The sequence below is a fragment of the Pseudomonas sp. P65(2024) genome, assembly GCF_057480955.1.
Genome location: NZ_JBLIYX010000017.1, coordinates 38,013 through 55,397, shown reverse-complemented (window position 1 = coordinate 55,397; position 17,385 = coordinate 38,013). Strand labels below are relative to the sequence as shown.

11 protein-coding genes are annotated in these 17,385 nt (G+C 63.9%); 7 read left to right on the top strand and 4 right to left on the bottom strand.

What is annotated here, in order from left to right:
- The first annotated feature begins 171 nt into the window (after positions 1–171).
- Positions 172–5,199, top strand: a complete 5,028-nt coding sequence (locus tag AC25MA_RS20450) for an NEL-type E3 ubiquitin ligase domain-containing protein (RefSeq protein WP_486972344.1) — start codon at positions 172–174, stop codon at positions 5,197–5,199.
- A 2-nt stretch (positions 5,200–5,201) separates the two neighbouring features.
- Here the strand turns inward: AC25MA_RS20450 and AC25MA_RS20445 are convergent, their stop codons facing one another.
- A complete protein-coding gene (locus AC25MA_RS20445) occupies positions 5,202–7,706 on the bottom strand; it encodes a UvrD-helicase domain-containing protein (protein ID WP_486972343.1) in 2,505 nt (834 codons plus the stop codon).
- Positions 7,707–7,893: 187 nt separating this feature from the next.
- Here AC25MA_RS20445 and AC25MA_RS20440 point away from each other — a divergent pair, with 187 nt between their 5' ends.
- Together AC25MA_RS20440 and AC25MA_RS20435 are read left to right on the top strand one after the other, a co-directional pair.
- On the top strand, positions 7,894–8,592 hold the full coding sequence (locus AC25MA_RS20440; protein ID WP_280060588.1) for a pirin family protein: 699 nt from the start codon (positions 7,894–7,896) through the stop codon (positions 8,590–8,592).
- Between the two features lie 131 nt (positions 8,593–8,723).
- Positions 8,724–9,458, top strand: coding sequence for a hypothetical protein (locus tag AC25MA_RS20435; protein WP_062363108.1), 735 nt, complete (start codon positions 8,724–8,726; stop codon positions 9,456–9,458).
- Between the two features lie 82 nt (positions 9,459–9,540).
- Here the strand turns inward: AC25MA_RS20435 and gntR are convergent, their stop codons facing one another.
- Complete coding sequence (gntR, locus tag AC25MA_RS20430) at positions 9,541–10,560, bottom strand: HTH-type transcriptional regulator GntR (RefSeq protein WP_062363105.1); 1,020 nt, start codon at positions 10,558–10,560, stop codon at positions 9,541–9,543.
- Positions 10,561–10,767: 207 nt separating this feature from the next.
- Here gntR and AC25MA_RS20425 point away from each other — a divergent pair, with 207 nt between their 5' ends.
- The 4 genes from AC25MA_RS20425 (at position 10,768) to AC25MA_RS20410 (ending at position 14,125) form a co-directional block, all read left to right on the top strand.
- A complete protein-coding gene (locus tag AC25MA_RS20425; protein ID WP_028691867.1) occupies positions 10,768–11,307 on the top strand; it encodes a gluconokinase in 540 nt (179 codons plus the stop codon).
- 114 nt (positions 11,308–11,421) lie between these two features.
- A complete protein-coding gene (locus tag AC25MA_RS20420; protein WP_028691866.1) occupies positions 11,422–12,774 on the top strand; it encodes a GntP family permease in 1,353 nt (450 codons plus the stop codon).
- Positions 12,775–12,879: 105 nt separating this feature from the next.
- Complete coding sequence (locus AC25MA_RS20415; protein WP_028691865.1) at positions 12,880–13,176, top strand: hypothetical protein; 297 nt, start codon at positions 12,880–12,882, stop codon at positions 13,174–13,176.
- 85 nt (positions 13,177–13,261) lie between these two features.
- Positions 13,262–14,125: an RHS repeat-associated core domain-containing protein gene (locus AC25MA_RS20410; protein ID WP_088853017.1), complete on the top strand. Its 864-nt coding sequence runs from the start codon at positions 13,262–13,264 to the stop codon at positions 14,123–14,125.
- Positions 14,126–14,265: 140 nt separating this feature from the next.
- Here AC25MA_RS20410 and AC25MA_RS20405 read toward each other — a convergent pair whose 3' ends face one another.
- Both AC25MA_RS20405 and AC25MA_RS20400 read right to left on the bottom strand, forming a co-directional pair.
- Positions 14,266–15,693, bottom strand: a complete 1,428-nt coding sequence (locus AC25MA_RS20405; RefSeq protein WP_486972342.1) for a sigma-54-dependent transcriptional regulator — start codon at positions 15,691–15,693, stop codon at positions 14,266–14,268.
- Complete coding sequence (locus AC25MA_RS20400) at positions 15,662–17,155, bottom strand: sensor histidine kinase (protein WP_028691863.1); 1,494 nt, start codon at positions 17,153–17,155, stop codon at positions 15,662–15,664. The genes AC25MA_RS20405 and AC25MA_RS20400 overlap by 32 nt, the downstream gene beginning before the upstream one ends.
- Positions 17,156–17,385 lie beyond the last annotated feature (230 nt).

The following is a 17,385-nucleotide window of genomic DNA, read 5'->3' as shown; positions in this document are numbered from 1 at the left end:
GCTGACCTTAGGCCGACGCCGTCAATGGCCGACGGTAGGTCCGCCGCAGGTGCTGTGGGCCAAACGGCTCCTGACATGTCAGCCATCGCCCTGGAAGCGGCTCAACTATGTACCGCCTCAAGCCCTTCCCACTGTCCTTGAATGGTCGCTCCCCCTTATTGGAATGCGACCATGCACAGCCTCGATCCTCCCTACCACCAGCAACAGATCTTGCGCAGCCTGCCGGGCTGGACCAGGCATCTGCATCCAACCCACACTCAAAGGCTGTTGCGTCGGGCACACCGGGAACACATCAACCCGGACGGACAGTTCGCGGACTGGTTCGTCCAGGCCTCGCCGGTCCGCCAGGCAGAACTGCGCGAGGCCATCAAGCAGCGAACGACCAGTAGCAAGGCACTGGCCAAGGCCTTACAGGCTCTGCGGGGCATCACCGAGTTCTGCGAACCTTTGCTGAAGGCGCGACTGGGCGTGCAGGTCTCCCTTACACAAGCGCAGTTCAACCGTCAGCCATTTACGCAGGGCCAGATGGGTGGGTTTCCCGATCCGGACGCATCCCATGTCATGCCCCGCCCGGTGATCCTGACCGAGCAACCGACCGGCGCCGCCACGCTCACCAGCCTGCTGGAAGCCGCTCTGCACAATTTCGAAGGCATGGCTGAGGTTGGCCCCTTCAGCACCTTGCAGCTCAGTGTCGAAGACACCACACCAATCCCTGGCTTGAGTACAAACGCTTTTGTCAGCCACTGCCGTGCACTCGACCTGGGCAAGCGCTATCAGCAGCACCTGCAAAGCATCTACGGCGGCACGCGAAATGCCGTGCTGCAACCGCTATGGAGCCAAGCGCGGCGCGATGAGCTTGCCGTGCAGGCGCTGATCGCCCATATGCGCAGACACCTGACGGATGAAGGCCTCCAGGCATTGCTCCAGCTCTGTACCACCGACCAAGCGCCAAGTTACGGGACGGCAACGGCCTCGGTGCTGACCTTGAGCATGCTGGGCACTCAATTGCACGACCTGTGGCTGTTGAAAGCAAACAGCCAGCCCGCCCCCGCCTGTATCGCCTACCTGCCCTTCGACGACGATCAACCTGTACAGGAGTTCATCAACCTGCTCGCCTTCGGCAGGTACCTACGGCGCCGGCTGCTGGAGCCCGGCTATCGCGAACGTTTTCTGGAACATGTCGCCCTGAAGGATCGCCCCGAGATGGCAAGAAAACTCAAGGCCAGGCTGTTCGAAGGCCCCCGGGCGCAGGTGATCCCCCTCGAGACGCCTTCCTCCGCGTTTGCCGAGACCGAACCTGGCACGCATCCCTGGCAAGGACAGGAAACGGCCAGCGAAGCAGATGAGCCACCAACACCGCGACCCGTCCGCTTCCCGGTGCTGGCGATCCATGAAACCCCCATCGCCTTCCCGGTGTGGCCCAAGCTGTTCAACGACCATGTACAACGCCTGCAGGACGACGCGCGCGGGGTGGCGGTACCGACGGCCGATGTCGACGCCAAGGCACGGCGTGAGCGCCTGATGCTGTGGGGCGAGCGCGGCTTCAACCTGCTGGGGGTGGCGGCCATGTTCGTCCCCGGCCTGGACGTCGCCATGCTGGCAGTGGGCGCAGGCCAGGTCATGAGCAGTATCTTCCACGGTTTCGAAGCCTGGTCCGAAGGTGACAACGCCCAGGCCGCAGGGCAGGTCGAGTCGCTGCTCATCAACCTCGGCAGCGTGATCGCCATCGCTGGCGTCGCCAAGCTGGCCAGGGCCAGCGGCTTTGTCGACGGGATGGAAAGCCTCTGGATCAATGGCGAGCAGCGACTGTGGCACCCGCAGTTGCAGCCCTACCGCAGCCCGGTCGAACTGCCGGCGGACCTGCAACCGGACAACCAAGGCATCCTGCAGTATGACAATCGGCATTTCATCGAACTGGACGATTCGCTCCACGAGGTGCGAAAGCACAGCGATGAAGACTGGCGCATTGTCCATCCGGAAGATCCACAGGCCTATCAGCCACGACTGCGTGGCAATGGCGAAGGGGCTTGGCGCTTGTCGCACGAGCGGCCGCAGGACTGGAGCCGGGTCAAGCTGATGCGCCGCCTCGGTCCGCTCTGCAAGGGCTTGAACGATGAAGAACTGCTGGCAGCGCTCGACAGCAGCGGCCTGGACCGTGGCGTGCTGGAGCAGGTCCACGCCGACGGCAGGCGCCCTCCGGCGCTGCTCGAGGACGCCCTGCGCCGGCTCAAGGCCGACAGCACCGCCGACGAGATCATCGCCAGAACCCGCCAGGGCCGCCCGTTGGCAGCCTACAAACAATTCGCCATCAGTGTGCTCGGCGAACTGCCCGGTTGGCCCGAGGATGTGGTGCTGGAGGTTTTCGAGGGGGTCGAGCCGATGGGCAGCGCCACCCGCTATGGGCGCGATCGGCTCGGTGACCAGGTAATCCAGTTGACCCGCAGCGACCTGGACAACGGCGACCTGGCCAGGATCGTCCTGGAAAACCTGGACGAAGAAACGGTAAACGCCCTGCTGCCCGAGGGTGCCTCAGCCGGGCAACGCCAACAGGCCTTGCAGACGCTGATGGCCGACCGGTTGAGCGCAAGTCGGTCGGCGCTGTTCGACAGCCTCTACAACGCTCATACCAGCGCAGCCACGCCCACGATCTTGGCCATCGGTCGACAGTTTCCCGGCCTGCCCCGGCAGGCACTCGACGAACTGGCCAGCCAGGCCAGCAGCGCCGAACGCAACAGCCTGCTTGCAGGCCGGGTTCCCCTGCGTATTGCCGAGGAAGCACGGCTGCTGCAAGCCCGCGTGCGACTGGACCGGGCAATCCTGGGCCTGTACCGCAACAGCCTGGCCAACGCCGATAGCCAGCTGATCAGCGACAACCTGCTGGCCCGCTACCCACAAAGGTCCGCGCAACAGCGCTATCACGCGGCGCTTGCCGACCGTCCCGCAGCCGCCAGGCTGATCGGCCAGCAACCGGTGAGCCCCGGCTTTCGCTCGCCCCTGCGCCTGAGCGATGGCAGGTATGGCTACCCGCTGAGCCCAGGCGTATTCGCCTCCCGGGCCGAACGCGAGCTGCATGCCTTGTACCCCGGGCTCGGTGATCGCGAGGTCAGGCAATTGTTGGTTACCCTGCGCGTCAGGGGCAGCGCTACTGAACAGATTCAGGCATTGCGTGCTCAATTGGCAACACTGCGTGAACAGCTCGGCGCCTGGGCCAGCAAAGGCGCCGACGACTGGGGCGAAGAAGTCGGCGCCTACTTCACCAGGACCGCCGACCAACTGGTCCGGGCCTGGCAGCGCCTGGACGGCGAAGTACTCAGCCTGTCCAATATCACCCTCGATGCGTTGCCGCCGCTAGCGGCGCGTTTCGATCACATCGCCACGTTGACGCTGGAGAACCTCAACGTGATCGAAATGCCCGCCGACTTCCTGCAGGCCTTTGTGTCATTACGGCGAATCGATGTGCGCAGCAGCCCGCAGTTGAGCGCCGCTTCGGTCCTGCGGGCACTGCGCAATGCTCCGCAATTGCGTGAACTGCGTCTGAGCGGGGCACGCCTGGGGGAGCTGCCAGCTGTCGCCCACGAGGTATTGCCGACACTGGACAATCTGCGCAGCCTGGAACTGCCCCGCAACCGCCTCACCCTGACCCTGCCGGACCTGCAGATGATTGCGGGCCTGCGCCTGGAGACCCTGGATCTGCGGGTCAACCGCATTGCGCTGGATGCGCAAATGGCGGGGGCCTTTGGCTCGATGCGTGCGTTGCGGCACTTGCACCTGAGCCTGAATCCGCTGGGCCTCGGCCCTGACGTGGGCAACCTGGAGAACCTGGCCACCCTGCGTCTGGACAGCACCCAGTTGCAGCACTGGCCATCCGGGCTCGGCACCTTGATGCAGCGCACCCCATGCATGCTGCGCGAAGTGGACCTGAGCATGAATCGCATCACGCAGATTCCCGATTTCGACTCGCTGATCTACTCAGCCTATTCAGACGCACTGCTGGCCAGACGTCCTGGCTATCGCTGGCGCTTCAACTACAACCCTTTGGATGAACGCACCCGCACAAGCCTGAGGGTCATCGGCGCCTCCGCCGAGGAAGAAACGATCGAGGCGCCTTTGCCTGCACCTGCGCAGCGAATCGACTGGCTGAGCGGTGCCAGCGAAGCCCGCCAAGCCACCTGGAACGCATTGTTTGACGAGGACCGCAACACCAGCTTGCGCGAGGTCATCGAACAGGTCGGCATGTCAGCCAGCGCGCTGCGTCAGCCCAGGGCCTTTGCCCGTCAGGTCTGGAGACTGCTTGATCGGGCTGCCGCCAGCACTCGCTTGCGCACCCGCCTTAACGAGGTGGCCAGCGAGTTCCCGGTGACCTGCGGCGATGCCGGTGCCGATGGTTTCGATACCTTGCAGGTCGAAGTAATGGCCTACGATGAGGCCGCAGAGATCAAGGCCGACTATGGAATCGCCGGTGACGAGGTTGCCACGCCACCACTGTTCCAGTTCTTTAGGCGCCTGTTCCGACGAGACCAGGTGAACGCCCTGGCCCAGGACCTGTTCAACGCCAGGCTTGCGCGACGCGATGCCCTACGTGCAATGGATGCCTGGCATGCCCAGCCATTGGACGAGCGCGGTGCCAGGCCCGCAGTAAGCGAGCTGCATCGCTTCGATACGCTGTCGGACGACGTGCTGCACAATGGCCTTGGCGAAGGCCTGGACCTGATCGAGATTCGCCTGGCCCTGCGCACTCGCCTGTCGAGGATACTGGACTTCCCCGAGTTCCAACAGGACATGCTGTACCGGCAAACCGCCGAAATCTCGGCGCAGACCGAAGATGCGGTACGCAATGAGGTCGAGACACGGGACACTAGCGCCGACAGGCGTCGCCAGTGGATCTCTCGACACCCGACCTGGCGCCGCTTGCTGCACCGGGAATTCATTACTCGCTTCAATGTGCTCAGGCGTCGCTGGGATGTCGGCATGGACTTCCTGGAGGGCAATGACCTGGACGGCACGCTCGAACCCCCGGTGATCGAAGCGCTGACCCAGGCGCTGGGGCGCAGTCCCCTTGGCGAAGATGGCCAGCCCCTGCGCCAGACCCTCACCAGTGAACAGTATGTCGCGGGCATGAACCGCATGGCCCTGGGCCTGGAAGCGGACGAAGACGCCCTCTACCTTGGCCTGACCGCACGCCGCGACCCCAACAACTGAGCCTACTGGCCGCGCAGGTCTTCGAAGAAGACCTGCCGGCCGTGTACCTGGCTCGACGCGCGCGGCTGCCCGGCCACCTCGCCACTGGCCTTTTCCACATGCCAGTAGCAATGCCGGACTGCTCGCGTGACAGCCACATAGGCCAGTCTTTGCACCTCTTCCTTCTGCGCCGTGTCGAACGCCTGGGCATCACCCGGCTTACCCAGGCCGGCCAGACGGTAGACCTGGTTCTTGTAGGGCGAGCTGGTCAGGTACTGGCAATCGCCCAGCATGAACACCGTGTCAGCCTGCAGGCCCTTGGCACTGTGATAGGTCAGTTGGCGCAGGCGGCGCTGGCCGATCGGCAAGCTAGAATCAACTTTAACAATCGATGATATATATTGCTCTATCAATAGTTTATCGCTGGATTTTCGAAACAGTATCATGACTGTTTCGCCACGTTGATAGTGCTCGATCACGGTCTCGGCCAGTGCCGCCTCGTCCCGGTCGAAGACCCTCACCGGTGCCAACGGCAATTCAGCCGCCAGCCCTGCGGCCTTGGCCTTCTTGCCAGTGATGGCCGGCGCGCCTTTGACCAGGTGTTCGGCGGCATCGATGATGTGCTGCTGGCTACGGTAGTTCTCTACCAGCATCACACGCGTGTTGGCGGGCGACGGAAACGCCTTGGTGAACTCCATGAAGTACTTCGGCGAACTGCCGCGCCAGCCGTAGATCGACTGCCAGTCATCGCCGACACACATCAGCGACGAATGCTGCGCCACCCGCCCGACATGCAGGTCCGGCCCACGGCGGCGGATCTCGGCCAGGCTCGCGCGCAGCCAGCTGACGATCTGCGGCGAGACGTCCTGGAACTCGTCGATCATCAGGTGCGCCAGGGGGCGCAGCAACGGGTCGGGCAACAGCCCGAGGTTCTCCGGGTTGTTCTCGCCGAACAGGGCGAACATGCGGTTGTAGGTCATCACCGGCGGCGACTGGCCCAGTAGGTGCGCCTCCAGCGCCTTCCAGTACAGGGCCAGGGCTTCGAAGAAGGTCGCGTCGGTGTCGCCGGACGGGAAGCTCATGGCCGCCACCGCCGCATTCACGTCCAGGCCTAGGTTCTCGATGAAACTGGCCGCAGTGACGAAGGCGTCGAGCAACGGCGCCGGGGCCAGCTCGCCCTTGACCTTGTACTCGAAGCCCGGCCCCGCCACGGCATCACCCGCCAGAGACGCCGCCAGCCGTTTTGCAGAAGAATAGTTATCCAACCATATCAATGGCTTGTCGCAGAAGGCTTGAAACAGGGTTCGCTTGACCGCCCACTCCGCACGCACCGCCAGCTTGGCGCCCGGGCGTTGGTACTGGCCGCTCTCGGCCGGGTCGAAGCCCAACACCACCCAGGCATCCAGCCCTTCCAGGCGTCCGTGCACATGAAAGCGGCTACCACGGATCTGCACCGTGTCCCGGCAAGGTTCGATACCCTTGATAGGCCAGGCCCCGGCGGCAAACCACAGGTCCTCGATCACATCGCACAGTTCTTCGTCGCGCTGGGCCGCCAGCTGGGTCACCTGGGCGCGTTTCTGCACATCCGGGTGATCCGGATCCAGCGGCTTGAGCAGCAGGGCTTCCTGGCGCAGCGCGGCGATCAACTCGGCGAAACGCGGGCTATGCCCCATCAGGTCGCGGTAACACAGGTTGAGCTGCTGGCGCTGGGCGTCGTTCAGGCGCAGGTCGAAAGGGTTGCTGTCGGCGTTGGCTTCGCCCCCGACAGGCATCTCGCTGCCCAGCGTCTCGAACGCCCGCACCTGGGCAAAGCCCGGCAGGCTGCGTACCAGCGGCAGGATGCGCGAGTGGAAGGTGCGCACCAGCTCACGCCCCTGGGCCGGCGACAGTTCGACCTGCCACTGGGCGAACACTTGCAGCAGGCGCTGCATGAAGTCCTTGCGCGACTCGCGGGTAAAGGTCACCACGGTGAGAGCATCAAGCTCGAAGCCCAGGTAATGGCGCAGCAACAGGATGCGCAGCACCAGCGAGGTCGACTTGCCCGCCCCGGCGCCGGCCACCACACAGGTGGACGGGGTATCGCTGAAGATCAGCTTCCACTGCGCCGCGCTCGGTTGCATCTCGGCGGGCAGGCGCTGGGCGACATCGGCCTTGAAGCGCTTCTTCAGCTCGGCGGTCAGCGGCAGGCGCCAGTCGTCGAACAGGTTGTCGTCCTGGCCCGGCACAGCGACATGCTCGGGGCGGGTATCACGGATCACCAGGACTTGGCGCCCGGCCTCGTAGCCGTCCACCCGGCCCCGCTCGTAGCCTTCGCGCAGGCCATCGGCATGGCCGTTGCGCTGGCCCGTGGCGTGGCCCAGGAACCAGGAGTCACGGTGCTGCGCCTTCAGGCGCGACAAGCCGCGCCCCAACAGGCGGGCCGCCAGGCGGCGCAGCCACGGCAACTGGGCGGGCGGGGTCAGGTCGGCCGGGGCCTGGGGATGCTCGTGAGGCACGGTCACTCCATTGAGAATCAGAACAGCGGGCATGTTCACCTCATCCGCAAGAAAGTGCCAGCGAATGCTTGTGTATCAGTCAATTAGGCGATGAAGCGCATGTTGATTCGCATCCATTCGAATCGAATTAATAGATCATATAAAGCCGATATTTACGCTTTTTATCGATCTTTCAAAACCGCATCATGGCACCATTCCACCGAATCAGAGGAGCAATATCATGCTGCAACTGCGACCCTTCGAAAGCCTTGGCCACGCCAACCACGGCTGGCTGGACGCTCATCATCACTTCTCTTTCGCCGAGTACCATGACCCGGCACGTGTGCACTGGGGCAACCTGCGGGTCTGGAACGACGACCTGATCGCCGCCGGCGCAGGCTTCCCGCCCCATCCGCACCGTGACATGGAAATCATCACCTACGTCCGCGAAGGGGCTATCACCCACCAGGACAGCCTGGGCAACAAAGGCCGTACCGAGGCCGGGGACGTACAGGTGATGAGTGCCGGCAGCGGCATCGTCCACAGCGAATACAACCTGGAGAAGGTCGACACGCGGATCTTCCAGATCTGGATCATTCCCGAGAAGGTCGGCGATGCGCCGTCCTGGGGCACCCGGCCGTTCCCCAAGGGTGAACGTGGCGAGGGCTTCGTGACCCTGGCCAGTGGCCGCGAGGGCGATGAGGACAGCCTGCGCATCCGCACCGACGCACGCCTGGTGGCTGCCACTCTGCGCGCCGGCGAAAGCGCCGAGTACCGCCTCGATGCTGGTCGACGCGGCTACCTGGTACCGGCGAAGGGGCTGATCGAGGTCAACGGGCTCCAGGCCAAGGCGCGCGACGGCGTCGCGATCGAGCAGGAGACGGTGCTGAAGGTGACGGCACTGCAAGACAGCGAGATCGTGCTGGTCGATGTCGCCTGACCCGCGCGCCCCTTGACCACGGCTTATCGTGAGTCAAGGGTCGCGATATTGCACTTTTTCGCCTTACTGCGCTCTATCCATGGCCAGGCTCCGCCGATCCCCGGCAGAACCGACGACTCCCACCGGTGCCGATGGCCGTACGACAACCCGCCGAGCTTCACCACCGCCTGATGTTGGCCGCTGCCCTCGTGTGCCTGACAGCCTGCACCCAACAGCAGGGGCGCGACATGCTCACCCAGATCGGCAACGGCAAGCCAGACGAGTTGTTCCAGACCAGTGTCGACCGCATGGCTACCCTGGCCATGCGCGACAACCTGCAAAGCTTGTACCTGCTGATGGACAAGCTGTACCTGCGCAACCCCAGCCAGTGGAGGCTGTCGGGCTACCTCGACGCCACCACGGCGGCGCGGCAGATTCGCATCGCCATCGAACAGCGCCAACCACTGCCGCAGTTGGGCGAGCGCCGCGACCTGGCAGCCTTGAGCTACGCCCTGAGCCCGGAGTTTCGCGGCGACCGGGTCGGCGCATTCATCTACGCCATCGGCAGCATGCTGGTCACCGCCCATGGCGGACGCACCGCGTTCTACATGACGGACACCCTGGACCCCTTGTTCATCAACAACGCTGCCCGCAACATCGAGAAAGCCACCTGGATGCTGAGCCAGCGCCAGGATGCCAATGGCGTGCTCCTGCTGTTTTCCAACGAAATTTCCGAACAGGGCAGCAACCTGAGCTTCGCGGTGGAGTTCGGCAAGGTCGTCGCGCGCCTGGACCTGGTGGCGCAAATGCTCGACGAACGCTACCGGCGAATCGGCCTGAACTATGCGCAGAGCCTGCTGCTGATGAACTTCCTGCCAGTGCAGTGACGCGTGTCCGCTGATCGCACGCGCCAGCCCTGGAGCTGTGGTTGAGACAAGGATATCCGGATCGTGCAGTGCCTGTAGCGGCTCAGGAACTCTCCCTCACCATCAGCTCGAACCCCAGGTCCTGTTGCCCGGTGGCCACCCGCTTGCCATCGAGCAATGCCAGCAACGCCTGCGCCGCGCCACGCCCGACCGCCGCGCGCGGGGTGCGGATCGAGGTCAGGCGCGGGACCATGTGCGCCGAGGCCGGCAGGTCGTTGAAGCCGACCATCGCCACTCGCCGCGGCACCTCGACGCCTTCGCGCAGCGCCTGCAGCACCGCGCCCTGAGCCAGGTCGTCGTTACAGAAGAAGATGCCATCGACATCCGGCGCCTTGGCCAGCAGGCGGCTGAACAGCGTGCCGCCCAGACCGATGGACGACGGCTGCGGATCGAGCATTTCCAGCTCGGGCGCCTGCAGACCGGCCTCGGCCAGGGCCTGGCGGAAGCCCTCGGCGCGTTGCATCACCCGCGGGTCGAGCTGCGCGGCGATGAAGCCCAGGCGCCGCCGACCGCGCTCGATCAGGTGGCGCGCCGCGGCGCGTCCTGCCTCGTGCTGGGAGAAGCCCACCGACAGGGCATCGGCCTCGCCGCCCAGCTCCATCATATGTACGCACGGCACCCGACTGGCGGCGAGCATCTGCCGCGAAGCGTCGCTGCGCTCGAAGCCGGTGAGCAGCATGCCGCACGGCTGGTAGGCCAGGTAGTTGCGGATGAGGTTCTCTTCCTCGGCAATATCGTAGTGATAGTTGCCGATCAGCACCTCCAGGCCACGGGGGCGCATCACCTCGTGGATGGCCTCAAGGGTGTCGATGAACAACTGGTTGGACAACGATGGGATCAACACCACCACCGACTGGCTGCGCGCCGAAGCCAGGGCGCGTGCCGCCGGGTTGGCGACATAGCCCAGGCTGGCCGCTGCGGCCATGACCTTCTGCGCCAGCTCCGGCGCGACCGTGCTGACGCCGCGCAGCGCGCGGGAGGCGGTGATGGGAGAAACCCCGGAAAGCCTGGCGACTTCCGCCAGGGTGGGACGACCGGTAGTGCGCGAGCCAGTGCGGGACATGAGTGTTGTAATTTTACCGCTTGCAGGAATGGGGAACGGTCACTAAGGTAGCGCTGTCTCTGAATGCAGGCAATGCAATCTTGGTAGCAGGCATGCGTTCAGCGTCCATACTGCCAAAGACAAGATCAATAACACCCGGGAGGGTGGCGCATGACGTTCGGTCCGTCCCGACCGAGACAGCGCTATCTCACCCAGCAGGAGGTACAGATGAACCCTTCCCTGTCCGCGATCGTGGTCATGGGCGTAGCCGGCTGTGGTAAAAGCAGCGTCGGCGCCGCCATCGCCACCCGCAGCGGCGGCCGCCTGATCGAAGGCGATGCCTTCCACCCCGCCGCGAACATCGCCAAGATGAGTGCCGGCATTCCCCTGGACGACGACGATCGCGCCGGCTGGCTGGTGCTTCTGGGCCAGGCGCTGCAAGACACCCTGGCCGCCGGCGAGCGCCCGATCCTGACCTGCTCGGCCCTCAAGCGCCGTTACCGCGACACCCTGCGCCAGGCCGTGCCCGAGCTGTGCTTCGTGTTCCTCGAACTGACCCCGCAAGAAGCCGAGAAGCGCGTGCTGGCCCGCCCCGGCCACTTCATGCCAGCCAGCCTGATCGACAGCCAGTTCGCCGCACTGGAGCCGCCGCACGCCGAACCCCTGACCCTGGCCCTGGATGCCACCCGCCCGCTGACCACGCTGGCCGAGGACGTGCACCAATGGCTAAAGCCTTGCGGTGAGCAGGCGCTGGCGCGGACTGCCTGAACCGGCGGTTTTTCCGGCTCACCAAAGACAGCGCTGTCTCCCTGCTTCTCAAGACGCAATGACGCAAGACACGCGACACCAAAACAACAACGAAAAGACCGAGGTTCACGAACCATGTTCGGACTGGCTACCGATACCTTCCTGTTGCTCGACGCACTGGTCACCATCGTCGGGCTCATCCTGCTGATCACCCATTTCAAAGTCCACCCCTTCGTCGCCCTCACCCTGGCCGCGGGCTTTCTTGGCCTGACCTCCGGCATGCCGGTGGCCAAGGTGATGAAGTCGTTCCAGGACGGCTTCGGCGGCGTACTCGGCTTCGTCGGCATCGTCCTCGCGCTGGGCACCATGCTCGGCAAGCTGATGGCCGACTCTGGCGGCGCCGACCAGATCGCCCAGACGCTGATCCGCGCCTTCGGCAAGCAGAAGGTGCACTGGGCGATGATGTTCGCCGCCTTCCTGGTGGGCATCCCGCTGTTCTTCGAGATTGGCTTCGTGCTGCTGATCCCGCTGGTGTTCATCGTCGCCCGCCGCTCCGGCGTGTCGCTGGTGAAGATCGGCATCCCGCTGCTGGCCGGCCTGTCGGTGGTGCACGGCCTGGTGCCGCCGCACCCGGGGCCACTGCTGGCGATCGGCATCTTCCACGCCGACATCGGCAAGACCATCTTCTACGGCCTGCTGGTGGCCCTGCCGACCGCAGTGATCGCAGGCCCGCTGTTCGGCAACTTCATCTCGCGCTATATCCCGGGCAACCCGTCCCAGGAGCTGATGGACCAGATCGCCCGCGACTCGAACCAGCAGAACCTGCCGAGCTTCAGCGTGACCCTGATCACCGTGCTGCTGCCGGTGGTGCTGATGCTGCTGAAAACCTTCGCCGACGTGGTACTGCCGGCCGAGCACATCGTGCGCCAGTGGATGGACCTGATCGGCCACCCGATCACCGCCCTTCTCGCCGCCCTGCTGCTGGCCTTCTACACCTTCGGTTCGGCCCGCGGCTTCAACCGCCAGCAGATCATGAAGATGCTCGACCAAAGCCTGGCGCCCACCGCCGCCATCGTGCTGATCGTCGGCGCCGGCGGCGGCTTCAAGCAGATGCTGGTGGACACCGGCGTCGGCAACGTGATCGGGCAGATGGCGGTGCAGGCCGAGATCTCGCCGATCCTGCTGGCCTGGCTGGTGGCGGCGGTGATCCGCATTGCCACCGGCTCCGCGACCGTGGCCACCATCACCGGCGCCGGCATCGTCGCCCCGGTGATCGACCTGGTGCCAGGGGTGAACCGTGAACTGCTGGTGCTGGCCACCGGCGCCGGTTCCTTGATCCTGTCCCACGTCAACGACGCCGGGTTCTGGCTGGTCAAGCAGTACTTCAACATGACCGTGGCCGAGACCTTCAAGACCTGGAGCATGATGGAGACCATCCTTTCGGTGGTCGGCATCATCTTCATCATGTTGCTGTCGATGGTGGTGTGACCGTTGGTCGCCGTCATGGCACCTTGCTGACGGGCCACAGGCCCAAGTGAGACAGAGGCCCTGCACAGGCAGGGCCGCTTTCTCCGTCGCAAAGGAGCCTGCCCCATGAAACACGCCTTCCTCCTCGCCGCCCTGCTCGCCTCGCCCCTGGCCTTGGCCGCCGGTACCGGCGCCACCTACCCTGACGATCCGCACAATCCGGCGCCACAGCCGGGGGTCGACAGCACCCTCAACCCGATCGAGAAGCCCATGCCGCGGGACACCGACCCCCGGATCAAGGGCAATGACCCGGAAAGTCCGCCAGCCGAGCAGAACGATGATCGTGATCTGCCGGGGATGGGTAGTAGTGGGTCGGAGGGGATGGGGCGTGACGGGGGAAGCTCAGGGAGCAGCAAGCCCTGAGTCCCTGCCACCTGACATTTTTACCAGTTGTACAGCACCCAGTGGCGCACCAGTATTACCAGGGAATACTGGTCGGGGGCGACACATGGACAAATCAAACCGGGGCCGTTCAGCAGCACCGGGAATACTGGCTGTCGACCGGCAGGCCACTGTATTGAGGAGAAGCCATGTATCACAGCCCTCCATATTCACCTATTGCCCTTACGGCTACCTGCCAGAACGTAACGACTCAACGTTGTTGAGGTTCAACGGACAGCCTCTGGAGCTACCCATCCCCCTCTACCTTCTGGGCAATGGCTATCGCGCCTTCAATAGCGTCTTGATGCGCTTCCACTCCGCCGATAGTAAAAGCCCGTTCGGTGATGGAGGCATCAACGTCTATACCTACTGCGCGGGTGACCCGGTCAACAATACTGACCCATCCGGGCATATCTTGGAGAAAGTCCGTAATGCTATTACCGGAAGGGTCGAGTTCGAAGGGCCATACCAGGTGCTATACAAAGGCACTGACAAGATTGCGCCAACCGTGTTCCATAAAGAGGTACTACTTAGTGGGATGGCAGGTTTCGTTACACACTCCAAACTAGACCGCCCGCTATTATTAGATGAATTCGGTAACTTAAACAATGCGAAATTAGTGGCGAAGGAGGAAATCGGTCCCAGACTAAAGGGGTTGAAAGCCTACCGCAAAGACCCAAACAAGCCTTTCATGTTGCTCGGATGCTATGCAGGGACCGCCGCTGCGCAGATTGTTGCCAATACATTGAATAGACCAGTTATTGCAGTCATGGGAAAGCTCAAAGCACCCAAGGCCCACCTAATCAATCAACCGTTAGAGAATGGTAAGCCCAGGCCTCTGCGTGAGTATGACCCTGAAATCGATGGCAAGCTGATAACAGCAGTGCTTCATACGTTTTATCCTATGGCTCAAGTCCGTAGCGCCTCATAGGTACTGGGGCACCCCCACTTTCGTCTTTAACATCAGCCCTTTCAAGGTGTTGATAATTGACGTCCGACTTGGGCCTGCCGGGGCCGCTGTGCGGCCCTTTCGCGGCACAAGGCCGCCACACATCGATCGCGCGGGGCTGGTCACCACTGCCGCTTGTCCGGTCGGGTCAGGCCGAGTTTTTCGATCTTGTAGCGCAGCATGTCCCGCGACAGTCCCAGCAGCCGTGCCGACTTGGTGACGTTCCAGTCAGTGCGATCCAGCGTGCGGCAGACCATGTCGCGCTCCATATCCGGCAGGCTGGCGGTACCCGGGGGCTCGTGGCGCGGCGCTTCGAACGCCAGCACCTGCGCAGGTTGCGCCTGGGGCTCGTCGACCAGGGTCAGGCACAGGTTCAGCTGATGAGCGCCGATTACCTCGCTGGGCGCCAGCAGCACCGTCTGCTCGAGCATGTTGCGCAGTTCCCGCACATTGCCCGGCCAACCGTAGCCCAGCATCAGCGCCTCGGCCTCGGCCGAGAAGCGCAGGTTGGGCTTGCCGTAGCGCCGCCCGTGGTGGGCCAGGAAATGCCGCGCCAGGCGCAGGATATCCTGCCCGCGGGCATACAGGCGCGGCACCTTGAGCGCGATGATGCGCAGGCGGAAGAACAGGTCGCGGCGGAACTTGCCCTGCTGGACCATCTGCTCGAGGTTGCAGTTGGTGGCACTGATCACCCGCAGGTCGACCTTGCGCTCCTTGACCGCGCCGATCCGGCGGATGGTCCGATCCTCCAGCAGCTTGAGCAGCTTGGCCTGCAGCACCAGGTCCATCTCGCCGATCTCGTCGAGGAACAAGGTGCCGCCATCGGCCGCCTCGACCAGGCCCACACGACGCTCCTTGGCATCGGTGAAGGCGCCCTTCTCATGACCGAATAGCTCGGCCTCCAACAAGTTGGCAGGAATTGAGGCGCAGTTGAACTCGATAAATGGCCCCTTGGCCCGACTGCCGTCGAAATGCAGGGCGCGGGCCACCAGTTCCTTGCCGGTGCCAGTCTCGCCCTCGACCAACACCGGCGGCAGGTCGCCGCTGGCCATGCGCCGCTCGGCGTCGAGCAGCTGGCGCAGGGTGTGCTTGAGTTCGAGCATGGCCGGCGACTCGCCGATCAGCGCCTGCAGCCCGGACTTCTGTGCTTCGCGTTCCTGGTAGAACGACAGCGTGCGTTCCATGCGCTCGGCCGCCAGGGCCTTGTCCAGCATCAGCTTGAGCTCGGCCAGCACCACCGGTTTGGTCAGGTAGTGGAACGCCCCCTCCTTCATGGCCAGCACGGCGTCCTCGACGTTGCCATAGCCGGTCATCATGATCACCTTGAGCTCCGGCGCCTGCGCCACCAGCGTGCGCAGCAGGTCGTGTCCGCTCATGCCGGGCAGCGAGTTGTCGGTCAGCACGGCGTCGGGCCGGGCGCGCTTGATCTGCTCCAGCGCCAGTTCCGCACTGTGGCACACCGTGACCTCGAAGCCTTTCAGGCCCAGGTAGGTGCGAATGTTGGCGGCGAGGATTTCATCATCCTCGACCACCAGGATGCTGTGCTCCATGGTCCCCTCCCGCTGCAATTTTGAAAGTCAGGCTGACGCGGGTTCCTTCCTCTTCGCGGCTGGTCAGCTCGACCGCGCCGCCAAAGCGCTCCATGATCCGCTTGACCAGGGCCAGGCCGACACCCAGGCCGCCCTGCTTGGTGGTGAAGAACGGCTTGAACACCATGCGCCGTTGCTGCTCGTTCATGCCCCTGCCGGTATCACTGAGCTGCAACAGGGCCTGCTGGTCCTCCAGCTGGCGCACCTCGGCGCGCAGCTCGCCGCCCTGGGGCATGGCCTCCAGGGCGTTGGCGAACAGGCTGTTGAGAATCTGCGTCAGTTGCAGCGGCTGGCTGGCCACCCATTGTGTTGACGGCCCCTCGAAGGCGAAGCGCACGCCGTTGCGCTCGATCTGCGGGGCGAAGGTCTGTCGCGTATCCTCGATGGCCGCCACCAGGTCCACTGACTCGGGCTCGTCGCTGGCCGGGCGCAGCGATACCAGCAGGTCGCGGACCCAGCGCGACATGCGATCGACCTGGGTGATGATATCGCCGATATTCTTCTGCGCCGCCGGGCTGGCGATGTCCTGCGCAAGCTCCGCGCTGGAGCGGATATTGGCCAACGGGTTGCGCAGGCTGTGAGCCACCGCCGAGGACATCTCGCCCAGGGCCACGTAGGTCTCGCTGGCCACCAGGCGGTCCTGCTGGTGGTGCAGCAGGCTGGCGGCGCGGCGCACGATCCAGAACAGGCCGAAGTAGATCAGCGCCCCGCCGACCAGGGTCGAGGCCCAGATCAGCACGTAGCCGCGGTGGATACGCCGCACCAGGTCCTGGGGTTCCTTGTAGATCTCGACCATGGCCAGCACCTGCTCGCCCTGGCTGTCAAACAGCGGTATGTAGTTCTCGATGAACAGGTGCCGGGGCTCGCGCTGAAACTTCTGCTCCTCGCGCTCCTCATCGGCCTTGTGGTAGCTGGCCGATACTGACTTGCGCGAATGGAAGGCGCGCTCCAGGTCCGCGTCCTCGTCGATGCGCTTGCCAATCAAGTTGGAGTTGGTCGACCAGACCACCAGGCGGTCGCGACCGTAGACATTGGCCAGCAGGGTGTCGGGCAGGTGTTCGATGTGGTCAAGGAACTCGACCCGGGTCGACTCGGCCAGTTGTGGGGTGAACTGCAGGTGTTGCTGGTCCATACGCGGGTCAAGCAGCTCGCCCATGGTGATGCCGGGCGGCAGTTGCGAATGGCGCACCTCCGCCTGGGCCATGGCCTGGATGAACTGGGCAGTGAGCATGGCGTCGCGTTCAACGCTGTCACGCACCACGAAACGCGTCGAGACATATCCCAACCCGCCGGCGACCGAGGCGATAATCAACAGGCTGACCAGCGAGAACCAGCGCAGCAGGTTGAACTCGCTCAGCGGCGCGGCCAACCCAGAAGCGATACTGCCGGGCTTGTCAGAGGCATCATTGTCGAGCGTCTGCATTGCGTCGCTCCCGCCTGGGGCCGATGAAGGCTATCGGCATGCCATCGCTACCGATGGTAGCAAAGTGACTCCATTGAGGCCGGGCGGACGGTGCCGCCTCAGGCTTGTATCAGGTGAAGCAAAAACTCGGCCAGCCTATAAATTATTTTAATTTACCTTATAAATCATATACTTGAATAGATTTATTAATGTTAAATATAGAAGAATCCCCCACTTCTGGGGAACCTTCA

Bases quoted from the DNA above. Each gene is read 5' to 3' on its own strand.
- AC25MA_RS20450 (WP_486972344.1), top strand. From the start codon at position 172: ATGCACAGCCTCGATCCTCCCTACCACCAGCAACAGATCTTGCGCAGC.
- AC25MA_RS20445 (WP_486972343.1), bottom strand. From the start codon at position 7,706: ATGCCCGCTGTTCTGATTCTCAATGGAGTGACCGTGCCTCACGAGCAT.
- AC25MA_RS20440 (WP_280060588.1), top strand. From the start codon at position 7,894: ATGCTGCAACTGCGACCCTTCGAAAGCCTTGGCCACGCCAACCACGGC.
- AC25MA_RS20435 (WP_062363108.1), top strand. From the start codon at position 8,724: ATGGCCGTACGACAACCCGCCGAGCTTCACCACCGCCTGATGTTGGCC.
- gntR (WP_062363105.1), bottom strand. From the start codon at position 10,560: ATGTCCCGCACTGGCTCGCGCACTACCGGTCGTCCCACCCTGGCGGAA.
- AC25MA_RS20425 (WP_028691867.1), top strand. From the start codon at position 10,768: ATGAACCCTTCCCTGTCCGCGATCGTGGTCATGGGCGTAGCCGGCTGT.
- AC25MA_RS20420 (WP_028691866.1), top strand. From the start codon at position 11,422: ATGTTCGGACTGGCTACCGATACCTTCCTGTTGCTCGACGCACTGGTC.
- AC25MA_RS20415 (WP_028691865.1), top strand. From the start codon at position 12,880: ATGAAACACGCCTTCCTCCTCGCCGCCCTGCTCGCCTCGCCCCTGGCC.
- AC25MA_RS20410 (WP_088853017.1), top strand. From the start codon at position 13,262: ATGGACAAATCAAACCGGGGCCGTTCAGCAGCACCGGGAATACTGGCT.
- AC25MA_RS20405 (WP_486972342.1), bottom strand. From the start codon at position 15,693: ATGGAGCACAGCATCCTGGTGGTCGAGGATGATGAAATCCTCGCCGCC.
- AC25MA_RS20400 (WP_028691863.1), bottom strand. From the start codon at position 17,155: ATGCAGACGCTCGACAATGATGCCTCTGACAAGCCCGGCAGTATCGCT.